Below are 14,026 nucleotides of genomic sequence, written 5' to 3'. Positions count from 1 at the left end.
CCTCTTGATTCGCTGCGGTCACCGGTCGACGCCTCCCATCACGGGGTCGATGGACGCGACGGCGACGATGACGTCGGCGACCTGGCCGCCCTCGCACATCGCCGCCATGGCCTGGAGGTTGGTGAAGGACGGGTCGCGGAAGTGGACCCGGTAGGGGCGGGTGCCGCCGTCGGAGACGACGTGCACGCCGAGCTCGCCCTTGGGCGATTCGACGGCGACGTACGCCTGCCCTGCGGGGACCCGGAAGCCCTCGGTCACCAGCTTGAAGTGGTGGATCAGGGCCTCCATGGAGGTGCCCATGATCTTCTTGATGTGTTCGAGCGAGTTGCCGAGCCCGTCCGGTCCGAGCGCGAGCTGCGCGGGCCAGGCGATCTTCTTGTCGGCGACCATGACCGGGCCGGGTGCCAGCCGGTCCAGGCACTGCTCGACGATCCGCAGCGACTGGCGCATCTCTTCCACGCGGATGAGGAAGCGCCCGTAGGAGTCGCAGGTGTCGGCGGTCGGCACGTCGAAGTCGTACGTCTCGTAGCCGCAGTACGGGTCGGTCTTGCGCAGGTCGTGCGGGAGGCCGGCGGACCGCAGGACCGGGCCGGTGGCGCCGAGTGCGACGCAGCCGGTGAGGTCGAGGTAGCCGACGTCCTCCATGCGCGCCTTGAAGATCGGGTTGCCGGTGGCGAGCTTGTCGTACTCCGGCAGGTTCCGCTTCATGGTGGTGATGAAGGAGCGGATCTGGTCGACCGCGCCGGGCGGCAGGTCCTGGGCGAGGCCGCCGGGGCGGACGAACGCGTGGTTCATCCGGAGCCCGGTGATCAGCTCGAAGAGGTCGAGGATCAGCTCTCGGTCGCGGAACCCGTAGATCATGATCGTGGTGGAGCCGAGCTCCATGCCGCCGGTGGCGATGCACACGAGGTGCGAGGAGATCCGGTTCAGCTCCATGAGCAGGACGCGGATCACGCTGGCGCGGTCGGGGATCTGGTCCTCGATGCCGAGGAGCTTCTCGACCGCGAGGCAGTACGCCGTCTCGTTGAAGAACGGCGTCAGGTAGTCCATGCGTGTGACGAACGTGGTGCCCTGGGTCCAGTTCCGGAATTCGAGGTTCTTCTCGATGCCGGTGTGGAGGTAGCCGATGCCGCAGCGGGCCTCGGTGACGGTCTCGCCGTCGATCTCCAGGATCAGCCGCAGCACGCCGTGCGTGGACGGGTGCTGGGGCCCCATGTTGACGATGATGCGTTCGTCGTCGGACTTGCCGGCCGCCTCGACGACCTCGTCCCAGTCGCCGCCGGTGACTGTATATACAGTCCCCTCGGTCGTGTCGCGGGGCGTTGCGTGGGAAGTGGTCATCAGGAGTACGACCTCCGCTGGTCCGGAGCCGGGATCTGGGCGCCCTTGTACTCGACGGCGATGCCGCCGAGCGGGTAGTCCTTGCGCTGCGGGAAGCCCTGCCAGTCGTCCGGCATCATGATCCGGGTGAGCGCGGGGTGCCCGTCGAAGACGAGCCCGAAGAAGTCGTACGCCTCGCGCTCGTGCCAGTCGTTGGTCGGGTAGACCGCGACCAGCGAGGGAACGTGCGGGTCGCTGTCGGGCGCGGACACCTCCAGCCGGATCAGCCGGCCGTGGGTGAGGGACCGCAGGTGGTACACGGCGTGCAGCTCGCGGCCCTTGTCGCCGAGGAAGTGGACCCCGCTGACGCCGGTGCAGAGCTCGAAGCGGAGCGCCGGGTCGTCGCGCAGGGTGCGGGCGACGGTCACGAGGTGCTCGCGCGCGATGTGGAAGGTCAGCTCGCCGCGGTCGACCACGGTCCGCTCGATGGCGTTCTCGGGTGCGAGCCCCTGCTCGTCCAGCGCGCCTTCGAGCTCGTCCGCCACCTCGTCGAACCAGCCGCCGTACGGGCGGGGGCTCGCGTGCGGCAGCCGTACCGTCCGGACGAGCCCGCCGTAACCGGAGGTGTCGCCGCCGTTGTTGGCGCCGAACATCCCCTTCCGTACGCGGATGACCTCGCCGCCGTCGCCCCGGGGGGTGGGGAGGGCGGCACCGTCGGCGCCGTTCCGGCCGTCGGCGTTCTGGCCGTTCGTACCGTTGGCGGCGTTCTGGCCGTTGGCGTTCTGGCCGTTCGTACCGTTGGCGGCGTTCTGGCCGTTCGTACCGTTGCCGGGGTCCTGGCCGTCGGCTGCGGCGCCGTTGCCGCCGCTGGGGTTGTCGCTCACCGGAGGAGCCCCTTCATCTCGATCAGGGGGAGCGCCTTGAGGGCCGCCTCCTCCGCCTCGCGGGCGGCTTCCTCCGCGTTGACCCCGAGCTTGGAGCCCTGGATCTTCTGGTGGAGTTTGAGGATGGCGTCCATCAGCATCTCGGGACGCGGCGGGCACCCCGGCAAATAGATATCGACGGGGACAATGTGGTCAACACCCTGAACAATGGCGTAATTGTTGAACATGCCGCCCGATGAGGCACAAACCCCCATGGAAATGACCCACTTGGGATTCGGCATCTGGTCGTAGACCTGCCGCAGTACGGGCGCCATCTTCTGGCTGACCCGTCCGGCGACGATCATCAGGTCCGCCTGGCGCGGCGACCCGCGGAAGACCTCCATCCCGAAGCGGGCGAGGTCGTACCGCCCGGCTCCGGTCGTCATCATCTCGATGGCGCAACAGGCGAGGCCGAAGGTGGCGGGGAAGACGGAGGACTTCCGTACCCATCCGGCGGCCTGCTCGACAGTGGTCAGTACAAAGCCACTTGGCAGTTTCTCTTCGAGTCCCATGTGCCCCTCAGCCCCTCAGTCCCATTCCAGGCCGCCGCGCCGCCACACGTACGCGTAGGCGACGAAAACGGTGAGCACGAAGAGCAGCATCTCCACGAGCCCGAACATCCCCAGGGCGTCGAAGGTGACGGCCCAGGGATAGAGGAAGACGATCTCGATGTCGAAGACGATGAAGAGCATCGCCGTCAGGTAGTACTTGATGGGGAAGCGACCGCCTCCGGCGGGAGTCGGAGTGGGTTCGATACCGCACTCGTACGCTTCGAGCTTTGCCCGGTTGTAGCGCTTGGGGCCGATAAGCGTGGCCATGACCACGGAGAAGATCGCAAACCCTGCCCCGAGGGCGCCGAGCACGAGGATGGGCGCGTAGGCATTCACGCTCCTCGCTCCTTCCAGTCGTCCTTGACCGTTGGACCGCATCGGGCGACCGGCTCCCCGCCTCACCAAGATCGTGCACATGTGAGGCAGTTCACAAGCCCGACTGCCCCGCATACTATGCCCGCCATCCTGTGATCTGCGACACGGGGTACACCAACGCCTTTGTGATCTCCACCACCTGACGAACGATCATGAAGTCAGATGAGCAGAGATGTTCATACGAGAAGCGGCCAAGTGATCACGAGCGGTGACAATCGAAGGTGTTACCGCTGGTCAACGCAGTGGCGCACTATCAACCGATCCCCGCTGCGCGCAAATTGGCAATGGACAGGTACGGGTGATATAGGGATTCGCCGGATTCGATGCCACTCGGACGAGGGATTGCGCGGAACGATGTGGACATCGCCCCGCAAGAGCGAACTAACGGGCGTACGGGGCACGGAGAGGCGCCGGGGCGGGGCGATCCGGGGGTGGCGGAATGAGCCCGAGTCGACAGGAGTCGTCCGGAAGCCCGCCGCAGGGCGAGTCTGTGAACGCGGGCACGAGCGTCGGGGCGGGCCTCGGCACGAGCCTCGGGCCAGACCTCCGGGCGGACCCCCGGACAGACCACCGGACAGACCTCCGGGCGGACCACCGGACAGACCTCCGGGCGGACCTCCGGGCGGACCCACGGGGAGCGTCGAGTGCGGGTGTGCGCCCTCGCTCCCGGCCGCTCCGGCACGAGTGCGCGGACCCCTCGCCGAAGCCCAGCCGCCACGCGCGGAGCGGACGCGGCGCCCGCGCGTGCGGTTGCCCTTCACAGGCGGCACACACAGTGACCTGCATCACGTCGAACCTGCGCCAAATCAAGCGGGCTTGGCCACCGGGGTGAACAGATGGTAAGCGACGGGCAATTCGGGCGTATTGCCAAAACCCCGTGATCACGGCGTTATAGAAGGGTGTCCAATTTGCCCGTTACGGGGTCAATAAAGGTTCTACGCAAGCGGATTCTCAGATTCCGGACGTAACTGTGGCGCAACACACGTTTCTTGATGGGAGCCGTGCAGCCCTGATAGCGCTAGTACTCATGTCCCACACCGCTCACATACCCAGCCACCGGAAGCCCCGTCAGCGATCGTCCAGGACGACGCTGCGGGCCGGAGTTGCCGGTGGCGTGCTCAGCACCATCGCGGTCGCAGGCGCTGCCGGCCCCGCGCAGGCCGAGCCGGTGACCCAGACCATCGAGATGCCCACGATCACCGTCGGGCTCTCCACCGCGCTCGACGCCTCCGTACAGGCAACGCAGCAGGTCGCCCTCGACCTCCAGACGCGTGCGTCCGAGGACGCCGCGGCCGAGAGCGCCGCCAAGACGGCGACCAAGGCCAAGGCCGAGGCCGTCCGCAAGGCCGAAGCCAAGAAGAAGGCCGAAGCCGCCGCGAAGGCCAAGGCGGAGGCCGAGGCCGAGGCCAAGGCCAAGGCGGAGGCCGCCGCGCGCGCCTCCCGCAGCACCGCGCGCACCACGCTCAGCGCCTCTTCCGGCTCCTCCGCCACCGCGACGACCATTGCCGCCTCCTCGTCCTCCTCTTCCTCGTCGAGCGTCTCCGGCTCCGCCGCCGCGGTGGTCGCCTTCGCCAAGGCGCAGGTCGGCGACGCGTACGTCTCCGGCGGCACAGGCCCGAACTCGTGGGACTGCTCGGGCCTCGTCCAGGCCGCGTACGCCTCGGTCGGCGTCAGCCTGCCGCGCGTCTCGCAGGACCAGTCGGTGGCCGGTACGCAGGTCTCGCTGAGCAGCCTCCAGCCCGGCGACATCCTCTACTGGGGCAGCGCGGGCAGCGCGTACCACGTGGCGATCTACGTGGGCGGCGGCCAGTTCGTCGGCGCGCAGAACTCCAGCACCGGCACGGTCCAGCGCGACCTGAGCTACGACCAGCCGACGGGCGCGGTGCGGGTGCTCTGAGCGGTTGGGCCGGCGGTCGGCGTTGAACACGGACGTCTCTCGCCGGCCGGCTCGGACTGAGTGCGTTCACTGATTCACAAGCTCGCTGATTCACGAGCTGGCTGATTCACGAGCTGGCTGACGGCTCGCCGTCGAGCCAAGCACGACCAAGGGCCGTCCCTCCCCGTTCGGGAGGGGCGGCCCTTGGTGCGTTGGGGCCTTGCTGTGTTGGAGCCCTGCGGTGTTGGGCGGCGGTGGCGTGGAGGCGGATCTGCGAGGGCGGCGGCGACGCGGGGTGGCCGCTGGGTACGCTCGGGGAACCCGGGGCGAAGCGGCCCCCTTCTACGGTGAGGTGACGGACCGCAAGGTGCATTCGAAGCCAAGGAGGCAGAATGCACCAAATGCCGGACTCGGTGAAGTTGGCCTCCAGCGGCCTCCCCGCTTCGTAACGCCGCACGTCAGGAAGAGTGCTCCCCGCGCGTGCGGGGATGGTCCCCGCCACCGCTGGAAACCGGCACGCCACCCGCGGTGCTCCCCGCGCGTGCGGGGATGGTCCCGGTCGTGCCGCTGCCGCGCTCGGTGCGAGTCAGTGCTCCCCGCGCGTGCGGGGATGGTCCCTGCCCGGCGGTCAGGGTGACGCCTGTACTGCTGTGCTCCCCGCGCGTGCGGGGATGGTCCCGTCCGAGCGAAGGGAGCCGCAGGTGCGCGGTTGTGCTCCCCGCGCGTGCGGGGATGGTCCCACCGACCGCCCGGACCAGTAGTGCTGCGGGGAGTGCTCCCCGCGCGTGCGGGGATGGTCCCTTCGGGCACGAGCTCCTGGCCGACGACGCCGGGTGCTCCCCGCGCGTGCGGGGATGGTCCCACTGCGGCTGCCGGTGCTGGGTCGCTGGTGGTGTGCTCCCCGCGCGTGCGGGGATGGTCCCGCTGGCGTTCTCCTCGGCCAGCTTGGCGAGCGGTGCTCCCCGCGCGTGCGGGGATGGTCCCTCGCCGACTTCCTTGACAACGTATTCTTCTACGTGCTCCCCGCGCGTGCGGGGATGGTCCCCGTTCTGCTGCTGCCGACGCACCCGCACTGACGTGCTCCCCGCGCGTGCGGGGATGGTCCCCAGACCCGGAACATCGCCACGTTCATCGCCGTGTGCTCCCCGCGCGTGCGGGGATGGTCCCGTCGCTTCGACCCGAGGAAGCGGTGGCACAGGGTGCTCCCCGCGCGTGCGGGGATGGTCCCACGACGTACCGGCGCGCGGTCAGGACGGTGACGTGCTCCCCGCGCGTGCGGGGATGGTCCGCAGTGTCACCCGGAATCCCGCGCCCCACCGCCGTGCTCCCCGCGCGTGCGGGGATGGTCCCGTCGCAGTGAGCCGGGCGTTCAGGACGGCATTGTGCTCCCCGCGCGTGCGGGGATGGTCCCAACCACCGGGTTAACAACCCAGCGCTCTTTCCGTGCTCCCCGCGCGTGCGGGGATGGTCCCGAAGCGCAGGTCGCGTTCATGTGCCCGGCCGTGTGCTCCCCGCGCGTGCGGGGGATGGTCCTGAGGGGCATCTCGGCGGCGGTCGGCTCGAAGTGTGCTCCCCGCGCGTGCGGGGATGGTCCCGGGTGGACCACGGTCCTAGGCCAGTACCGCTCGTGCCACCCGCGCGTGCGGGGATGGTCCCAATTCCGCCGGTACTCCAAAGGTTCTAGACAGGTGCTCCCCGCGCGTGCGGGGATGGTCCCGAGCACTCCGCCGCCCTGGTGAGTGTGGGCCATGTGCTCCCCGCGCGTGCGGGGATGGTCCCATCCCACGGTCGTACGGAGACAGCGGCGTACGGTGCTCCCCGCGCGTGCGGGGGTGGTCCCGTCGATCTCCCACCCGGTGGTGACGTACCGTCGTGCGGAGATGGTCCCGCTGCGGCCATCACTGTCCCCGACGCGGTGCGGTGCTCCCCGCGCATGCGGGGATGGTCCCGTCTCCCCGGCCTGGGCGTAGAGCTGACCGGTGTGCTCCCCGCGCATGCGGGGGTAATCAATACGGCGGCAACAGCTTCGCGGGGATGGTCCCCGCTTGACCGGGCAGACGCCTGCTCCCCGCGCGTGCGGGGGTCAGCCCCGCCAACGGCTGCTGCGACAAAGCCGACGTGGGGCGCTCCCCCGCCCGGCCTTCGTACACAACATTTCCAAAGCTCCTGAAGGGCGGGTCCGCAAGCGAACCCGCCCCCGGTGGACCCCTGCTGCCCAGCCGCCCACCCCTCCGCTCGACTGCCAGTCGGGGTGGGCGGAGGCCAGTGGCCCCGGACGAGGAACTACGCCGGTAGCCGCTCCAGGAGCCAGCCACCGAGCTGCTCGGTGATCCGGGTGTGCCCGGTGGTCTCGGACGAGCAGAGGAACTCGTCGAGGTCGCTCTCCTCCGGCGGCAGCTCGTCGACGTTCGCGTAGAGGTCGTCCGGCTGGTCGATGTCGCGGATGGCGACCGCGCTCACGGTGGGGACGAAGCAGATGTCGGGGTGGTTCAGTTCGATCTCGGCGCCGAACTTCTCCAGCATCGCGCCGAGGATGCCGTACGAGTCGAGTGTGCCGCCGGGCGCACCGTCGAGCTCCGGGAAGCCACTGGTGGTGACGGTCTTCTCGGCCGCGGGAAAGAGCCGCTTCAGTTCGGCGACGACGACCTCGTGGCCTTCGCCCTGGGTGTAGAAGGTGGTGCCGGGGTAGATCAGCCGGCCGACGCTGGCGAGCGCGACCTGGCCCGGGTTGACGGCCAACCCCTGACCGTCGCCACGGCCGTTGGCCACCGCGATCAGGCGGGGGCGCTGCGGCCAGAATCCGACCGAGCGCAGCTCCGCGAGGAACTTTTCGCGCTCGGGGGCGACTTCGACGCTCCCGGTCTCCCGGTCGTAGTGGCGCCAGAGCATCTCGCGCGCGGCCGGGCTGTCCATCTGCCGGGCGAACTTGTTGGCCAGCGGGATGAAGTAGGAGAAGGCCTGGAGCCCGATGGGGATGACGGCGCCCCGGTGCGGGCTGTCGTAGGAGAAGTAGAGGGCCGTCTGGTGGTCGATGCCCTGGCCCTCCAGCTTGGCGAGGACGTAGCGGGTGATGATCCCGCCCATGCTGAAGCCGCCCACGGTCAACGGGGCATTGCCCTCCCGCTCCGCGATGGTGCGCTGGATCGCGGCGGTGACGGTCTTGGCGTTGTCGAGGAGGGAGGCGCTGCGCTCGTCGTAGCCGATGAGGACGACGTCCCGGCCGGACCGGCGGATCTCCGTGAGGAGGGCGTACTCGCCGCCGTCCAGGCCGAGGAAGAGCTTCTCCAGGTCGGACGGGCCGAGGTTGAAACCGTCGGCCAGGAGGACCGGCCGCCGGATGCCGCCGTTGTTCTCGCCGTAGAAGACGTGGGCGAAGCCGTTCGGGAGCTCCCACTCCTCGTCGGGCCGGGGCGCCGGGACCGTGATCGGCGCCTCGGCGTGGGCCGTCCCCCCGACCGCGAACTCGCCGACACCTTGCTCAGCCTGCTGACCGGACAATGTGATGCTCCTCCGTCTGCGCACGCCCCAGCGGCCCACCGGAACAGTGGGCACGGAAACTGAGGGACGTCACCGAGACAGGGCTCATCATGAGCAGGCCCGGAAGCCCCAGGCGAGAGGATGCGTCCCGGTTCATCCCTATAGGGGAAGTGGGATGTGCAGGTTTACCGACCTCCGCCCACCCCCAGTGCCGTCCCCCTCCGCACGAGCCGCCCGCACCCCGCACCGGCCCCTCCCCCCGAGCCGTCCGTACCCCGCACCGGCCCCTCCCCCCGAGCCGCCCGTAGGCCCTGGCGTCGCCCGCCCCCTCTGCCGCCACAGGGTCAGCCCTGCGCCGACACCATCTTCTCGATCTGCTCCACCACGAAGTCGGGCCGGTCCTTCGGGACGTCGTGCGAACTGCCGGTCGCGGTGACCAGCGTCCGGTTCGGCGCCTGCTTCGCGAACGTCGCGGCGGCATCGCGCCAGCGTTGGGCGTCCTCGGGCGAGCCGTCGAAGGGGGTCTTCTCGGACACGATGACGTCTGCGGGGACGCTGTCCGGCCAGGACATCTTGTTGTAGGCCTGGTGCGCCGGGGTGAAGTTCTCGGCGGTCTGGATTAGTTGGCGGTTCGCGGGCGTGTCGGGGTCCTTCTTCGCGGCGTCCACCTCCGGCTGGCTCGCGGCGGCGAGCCGGGCGATCTCCTGGTCCGTGAAGAAGGGGGGCAGGTTGGCGTCGACGAGTACGGAGCCGGAGACCATCTTCGGGTTCTCGCTGGTGAAGTACGTCGCGACCTCGCCGGCCTGCGAGTGGGACACCAGGATCACGTCCTTGGTGACCCCCAGTTCGGTGAGCCCCGTCTTCAGATCACTGACGGCGCCTTCCACGTCCCACGGACCGGGCACTACCTCACTCTGGCCGAGGCCGGCCCGGTCGTACGTGATGACCGTCGCCCCGGTGTCCGCGTGGAGACGCGGGGCGATGTCCTTCCAGTACGAGGAGTCCTCGCCGCCTCCCGAGTCGAGGACGATGGCCGGCCCGCGACCTGCGGTGATGTGGAACGCGACGCGGTGGCCGGCACTGTCGATCATGCGCAGCTTCGACGCGTCCGCCTGCCCCGTTCCGGAGGACGTGGAGGCGGTTGCCTTCGGGCTCGCCTTCGGGGCGGCGGAATTCTCCTCGCCGCACGCCGTGACGACCCCGGCGGTGACCGCCAGCAGGGCTACGGCGGACAGCGCGCGGCGGGTACGCCGGTGGGACGGGCGGATACGTGACATGGGTGGTCCTCGGTGCCTGGGCCTGAACGGTGATCGGATGCAGTCGGATGGCGATCGATTGCGATCCGATGCAATCCATCCTGCGGCGGCGCCCGTCCCGGGAACATCCGGTTGGCACGCCGATCGGTGGTGCTGCTGGGACCAGGGAGCGGGGTGGGGATATCCCCCGGAACGGCCTGCCCGGACGGGCGGCCGACCGACCAACCGGCCGCCGACGCTGCGCGCCACGCCATTCTTCCGATCGAGTACGGCTACGGGGCGGGCTCCGGTACGGGTGCCGTCAACACGAACCAGACCGTCTTCGTCTGCCGCGTTCCTCGCCCCTGCACGGTGGCCCCCCAGCGCACGGCCAGCCGGTCCACGATGAGCAGCCCACGGCCGCTCTCCGCATCGGGCCCCGGGGCGGTGAGCGGCAGCGGGTCCGGCTGGTCGTCCGTCACGTGAACCCGGACCTGGTGCGGGGCGATCGCCACGTCCACGCGGATCAGCCTGGACCGTGTGTGGCAGTACGCGTTGCCCACCACCTCGCTCACGCACAACCGGGCGTCGTCAACCAGGCCGGGATGCCCGGTCACTCGCAAGAGCGATGCCACGAAGTCCCTCACCAACTTGGAGGCGTGGGCGTTGTTGGGCGCCACCACCCGGTAACGGTCTCCGCGTCGGGGAAGGGCACCCTGCGGCGGTGCGGGCGGAGGCGGAGTTGCTACGACGGTCATGACGAGGATCTCCCTGCGTGAGCCGGTCTCCAGTACTCGCGCCCTGACTCCGAGGTCGCGGCCTCAGCCGCAACATGTATGCGGACCTTCGACGCGTATGCGGGTGCATTTCGACCGTCGAAGGCGCTCATCTGGCGCTTGCGCAGGACCATAGGGCCCAAACAAGCACCGGAGCAAGGTTGCCCCTCCATATTCACGCGGTCGAGTGGACCTCCGCACCTCCACCGCGCGAGACTGTGGCCAGAACAGGGGAAGGTGACATGCCACCGAGGGACAACCCGACCGCACGCCAGGCGCGCTTGGGTGCGGAGTTGAGAAAGCTGCGCGAGCGAGCAGGGAAGACCGCCCGCGATGCCGCAGGGCTCATCTCCACCGACCAGGCGCGGATCAGCCACATCGAAGCCGGTCGCAGCGGCGTCGGCGAGGAACGCATCCGACGCCTCGCCAGCTTCTACGGCTGCGACGACAGCGCCTTGATCGACGCGCTCTGCGCCATATCCCGTGAACACCGTGGGCAGTTCTGGTGGGACGAATACCGCGGCATCCTCGCGCCCGGCTTCCTGAACATCGCGGAACTGGAACACCACGCCCACCACATGCGCTGCCTGCAGTCCGTCACCCTGCCGGGCATCCTGCAAACACCGGCGTACGCCCGCGCACTGTTCGACGGGGTCCTGCCAAAGCTCCCCGCCGACGAAGTGGACGCACGCGTCGAGCATCGACTTCGTCGACAGGCAGTCCTCGACCGCGAGAGCCCTCCGGAGTTCGAGGCCATCGTCCACGAGGCCAGCCTCCGCATGCGCGTGGGCGGCCGTGCGGTGGCCCGCGAACAGTTGGAGCACCTGCTGAAGGCGACCGAGCGGAGGGCCGTGACCGTACGAGTGATCCCCTTCGCCAGCGAGCAGTTCGTGGAGGTCACCCAGACCGTGCTGTACGTCGGCGGCGTCGTACCCGAACTGGACACCGTCCACATCGACGCTCCGTTCGGTGGCATCCATCTCGATGCAGCGGCGGACCTGCGCAGATACCGCATGCAGCTCGACTTCGCCCAGGACGTGAGCCTGTCACCGGAGGAGTCACGGAGCTTCATTCACCACATCGCCCGCGACATGTGAGAATCCGGAGCATGAACGCTGAGATCGAGTGGCAGAAGTCGTCCTTCTCCGGAGGCGGTGGCGAGCAATGCGTCGAAATCGCAGAACTGGCCGGCCAGATCCTGATGCGTGAGAGCGACGATCCGAGCATCGTGACCGTGACGAGCCCAGCGAAGTTCGCCGCGTTCATCAAGGGCGTCAAGGCAGGCGAGTTCGACCACTTCGCCCTGTAGGACGCATCTGCCCAGGCATCGCGCGAGAGCCCCCAGCCGCCTGGCTGGGGGCTCTCGCGCATGACCACGACATGGATGCTCCGGAACACCCTTGCACCATGCCCAGGAGTAACGCTAGCGTCACCTTAGGTCGCCGAGGCGGTCGCCCCGCACGGCTCGACCGCGCCCTGAACAGACACGCCGCGCCACGCCCGCAGCCACGTAGGCGTGGACGCACCCCTGCCCCGACGCTGCGATCGGACGGTCCACCATGCCCAACTCGCTCCGGACAACCCCCAGGCCCGCCGTGGCGCACCGGCGGGCCGGGTTACGTTTCGAAGTGCTCCGTTACGGACCCGCGAGCGGCTTCCTGCCCGAACCAGTGGACCTCCGCGTCCTGCCGGAGCCGCTCGATGCCATCCGCGTCATCCGCAGTCAGCTCCGCGCAAGTCAGGGCCTCGGTCTGCCGCCGCACGAGGCCGACAAGGCGCGCCGGTGGGCGGACAGCGGTGGCTGGATTCCAGCCCTCGGCGCGCTGTACCGGGGCGAGCCCTGCGGGTTCGTGCTCAGGCTCCGCAAGGGCCGCCACCTGGAGTGGAACGTGCGCCCGTTGACGTACGTACAGCTGTCGCCCGTCGGGTGCGACGCGCACCGCACCCCGTGACCGCACCCAAGGGCCGGCCACCGGGGACCAGCCCCGCCGACCGGCCTCACTGGCCGGCCCCGCCAACCGGCCCCATTCACAGCCTCCCCCTGACTACCAGGTGCAGGGCTTCCCCAAGTCCTTGACGCTGTCGGACAGTTCGACCGGCACCGTGGGCCAGCCCGCGTGCTGCCAGTGCGCGATGCGCCAGCTCAGCCGCCGGGGCCAGAGCGCGGTCCCGGGCAGGTCCGCGACCGGCATCCACACGGGTCGGCCGCCGTAGTTGTCGAGCTTCTCCTCGGCGCCGACCTCTCCCTCGGCGTGTACGAGGAAGTAGTGCTGCCGGGTCCCCTCCTTCCAGACCCGGGCCACCTCCCCCGCCACGCTCCCGCCGAGGGCGGTCTCCTCCCACAACTCCCGCACCACCGCCTCGTGCAAGGTCTCCCCCGCCTCCACGCCGCCGCCGGGGATCTCGTACCAGGTGTAGCGGCGGTCGGACTGCCGGATGAGGAGGATCCGTCCGTCGCGGATGACGATCGCTCCGGCCCGTACGCGCCTCGGCACGGAGGTGGTCGGGTCCGCCCACCGCGCCGGACCGCTCTTCGGGCCGCCGACCGCCCAGTCGCGGAGTACTGCCTCCGCCGTGCCGACCGGCCGGATGCGTACGTGCAGCGCCTCCGCGAGGGTGAGGGTCCGGCGGCGGCTCCCGTCCACCGGTTCCCCGGCGCGGGGCAGGTGATAGAGGCCCTCCTCCGTCGGATCGCTCGTCAGGACCAGGGCATCGTCGTGGTACCGCACGTCAGCTCTCATGGACCCGATGGTGTGCAACGCCCCGACGCGGCGCAAGGCATTAGCCGGCCGAGGCGACGCAGCCCGCCCACATGTCCGCAGGAACCGATCAGGCGCTCACGTCGACCGGGCGGTAGGTGCACACGTTCACCCCGGCGGGACTGGTGACCGTCGAGACCAGTTCCAGGGTGCGCAGGCCGCCGTCCGCCGGGAAGATCGTCTTACCGCCGCCGAGCAGCACCGGCATGATCATCAGCCGCAGCTCGTCGACCAGGCCCGCACCGAGCAGGGTCCGGGCGAGGGTGGGACTGCCCATGACCGCCAGATCACCGCCCTGGGCCTCGCGCAGCGCGCGGATGCGGCCGACCGCGTCGTCGCCCGGGACGAGCGTGGTGTTCGCCCACGCCAGTTCCTGGGCGGAGAGCGTTTTCGACACCACGTACTTGTCGATGGTGTTCATCCGGTCGGCGAACGGATCGCCTGCCCGGTCCGGCCACGCCCCGGCCATGGCCCGCCAGGTACGACGCCCGAAGAGCAGCGCGTCCGCCTTGGCGAGGACGTCGTCGAAGGTCCCGCCCACGATCTCCGGGTCGAAGAACGGGTGCGACCAACCGCCGTGCGCGAACCCGCCGTCCGTGTCCTCCTCCGGACCGCCCGGCGCCTGCACGACGCCGTCGAGACTGATGAATTCACTGATGACAATGCGCACGGGCTCGCTCCCTGGTCTTCCGTCCGGTCTTCCACCGGCTTGATGTCGTCCACCACGGTGTACG

At 69.6% G+C, this 14,026-nt stretch carries 13 protein-coding genes and 1 CRISPR repeat array; of the genes, 4 read left to right on the top strand and 9 right to left on the bottom strand.

The annotated features are described in order from the left end of the window. Positions 1-18: 18 nt before the first annotated feature. The 4 genes from ACFZAX_RS07120 to ACFZAX_RS07105 are packed head-to-tail and all read right to left on the bottom strand — an operon-like array spanning position 19 to position 3,130. Positions 19-1,341: an NADH-quinone oxidoreductase subunit D gene (locus ACFZAX_RS07120; RefSeq protein ID WP_327176264.1), complete on the bottom strand. Its 1,323-nt coding sequence runs from the start codon at positions 1,339-1,341 to the stop codon at positions 19-21. Next, a complete protein-coding gene (locus tag ACFZAX_RS07115; protein WP_390959890.1) occupies positions 1,341-2,204 on the bottom strand; it encodes an NADH-quinone oxidoreductase subunit C in 864 nt (287 codons plus the stop codon). Before ACFZAX_RS07115 ends, ACFZAX_RS07120 begins: the two co-directional genes overlap by 1 nt. Beyond that, positions 2,201-2,755, bottom strand: a complete 555-nt coding sequence (locus ACFZAX_RS07110) for an NADH-quinone oxidoreductase subunit B family protein (RefSeq protein ID WP_111337185.1) — start codon at positions 2,753-2,755, stop codon at positions 2,201-2,203. Before ACFZAX_RS07110 ends, ACFZAX_RS07115 begins: the two co-directional genes overlap by 4 nt. 15 nt (positions 2,756-2,770) lie before the next feature. Further along, positions 2,771-3,130, bottom strand: a complete 360-nt coding sequence (locus ACFZAX_RS07105; RefSeq protein WP_266705409.1) for an NADH-quinone oxidoreductase subunit A — start codon at positions 3,128-3,130, stop codon at positions 2,771-2,773. A gap of 1,066 nt (positions 3,131-4,196) precedes the next feature. Between ACFZAX_RS07105 and ACFZAX_RS07100 the strand changes: the two genes are divergently transcribed. Continuing rightward, positions 4,197-5,066: an NlpC/P60 family protein gene (locus tag ACFZAX_RS07100; protein ID WP_390959887.1), complete on the top strand. Its 870-nt coding sequence runs from the start codon at positions 4,197-4,199 to the stop codon at positions 5,064-5,066. 446 nt (positions 5,067-5,512) lie between these two features. Then, positions 5,513-7,135: direct repeats of the CRISPR family, unit length 29 nt; unit sequence GTGCTCCCCGCGCGTGCGGGGATGGTCCC. A 193-nt stretch (positions 7,136-7,328) separates the two neighbouring features. Here the strand turns inward: ACFZAX_RS07100 and ACFZAX_RS07095 are convergent. From ACFZAX_RS07095 to ACFZAX_RS07085, 3 genes are all read right to left on the bottom strand, one after another. Continuing rightward, on the bottom strand, positions 7,329-8,543 hold the full coding sequence (locus ACFZAX_RS07095; RefSeq protein ID WP_390959885.1) for a lipase family alpha/beta hydrolase: 1,215 nt from the start codon (positions 8,541-8,543) through the stop codon (positions 7,329-7,331). Between the two features lie 323 nt (positions 8,544-8,866). Next, complete coding sequence (locus ACFZAX_RS07090) at positions 8,867-9,799, bottom strand: alpha/beta fold hydrolase (RefSeq protein WP_390959883.1); 933 nt, start codon at positions 9,797-9,799, stop codon at positions 8,867-8,869. Positions 9,800-10,050: 251 nt separating this feature from the next. Then, positions 10,051-10,515, bottom strand: a complete 465-nt coding sequence (locus tag ACFZAX_RS07085; RefSeq protein ID WP_390959882.1) for an ATP-binding protein — start codon at positions 10,513-10,515, stop codon at positions 10,051-10,053. 260 nt (positions 10,516-10,775) lie between these two features. Between ACFZAX_RS07085 and ACFZAX_RS07080 the strand changes: the two genes are divergently transcribed. The 3 genes from ACFZAX_RS07080 to ACFZAX_RS07070 all read left to right on the top strand — a co-directional run bounded on the left by ACFZAX_RS07080 (position 10,776) and on the right by ACFZAX_RS07070 (position 12,485). Next, positions 10,776-11,630 carry a Scr1 family TA system antitoxin-like transcriptional regulator gene (locus ACFZAX_RS07080; RefSeq protein ID WP_390959880.1) on the top strand — a complete coding sequence of 285 codons (855 nt, stop codon included), beginning with the start codon at positions 10,776-10,778 and terminating at the stop codon, positions 11,628-11,630. Positions 11,631-11,641: 11 nt separating this feature from the next. Beyond that, positions 11,642-11,842: a DUF397 domain-containing protein gene (locus tag ACFZAX_RS07075; RefSeq protein WP_390959878.1), complete on the top strand. Its 201-nt coding sequence runs from the start codon at positions 11,642-11,644 to the stop codon at positions 11,840-11,842. 319 nt (positions 11,843-12,161) lie between these two features. Next, on the top strand, positions 12,162-12,485 hold the full coding sequence (locus ACFZAX_RS07070) for a hypothetical protein (protein ID WP_390959876.1): 324 nt from the start codon (positions 12,162-12,164) through the stop codon (positions 12,483-12,485). 93 nt (positions 12,486-12,578) lie between these two features. Here ACFZAX_RS07070 and ACFZAX_RS07065 read toward each other — a convergent pair whose 3' ends face one another. Together ACFZAX_RS07065 and ACFZAX_RS07060 are read right to left on the bottom strand one after the other, a co-directional pair. Beyond that, entirely contained in the window at positions 12,579-13,274 is a 696-nt protein-coding gene (locus tag ACFZAX_RS07065; protein ID WP_390959874.1) for an NUDIX domain-containing protein, read from the bottom strand. 88 nt (positions 13,275-13,362) lie between these two features. Then, positions 13,363-13,962: a dihydrofolate reductase family protein gene (locus ACFZAX_RS07060; protein ID WP_390959872.1), complete on the bottom strand. Its 600-nt coding sequence runs from the start codon at positions 13,960-13,962 to the stop codon at positions 13,363-13,365. Between the last annotated feature and the right edge of the window lie 64 nt (positions 13,963-14,026).

This window comes from Streptomyces sp. NPDC008125 (genome assembly GCF_042957125.1).
Classification (GTDB): Bacteria; Actinomycetota; Actinomycetes; order Streptomycetales; family Streptomycetaceae; genus Streptomyces.
The sequence above is the reverse complement of the archived record's forward strand: the minus strand, read 5'-3'. Positions and strand labels throughout refer to the sequence as shown.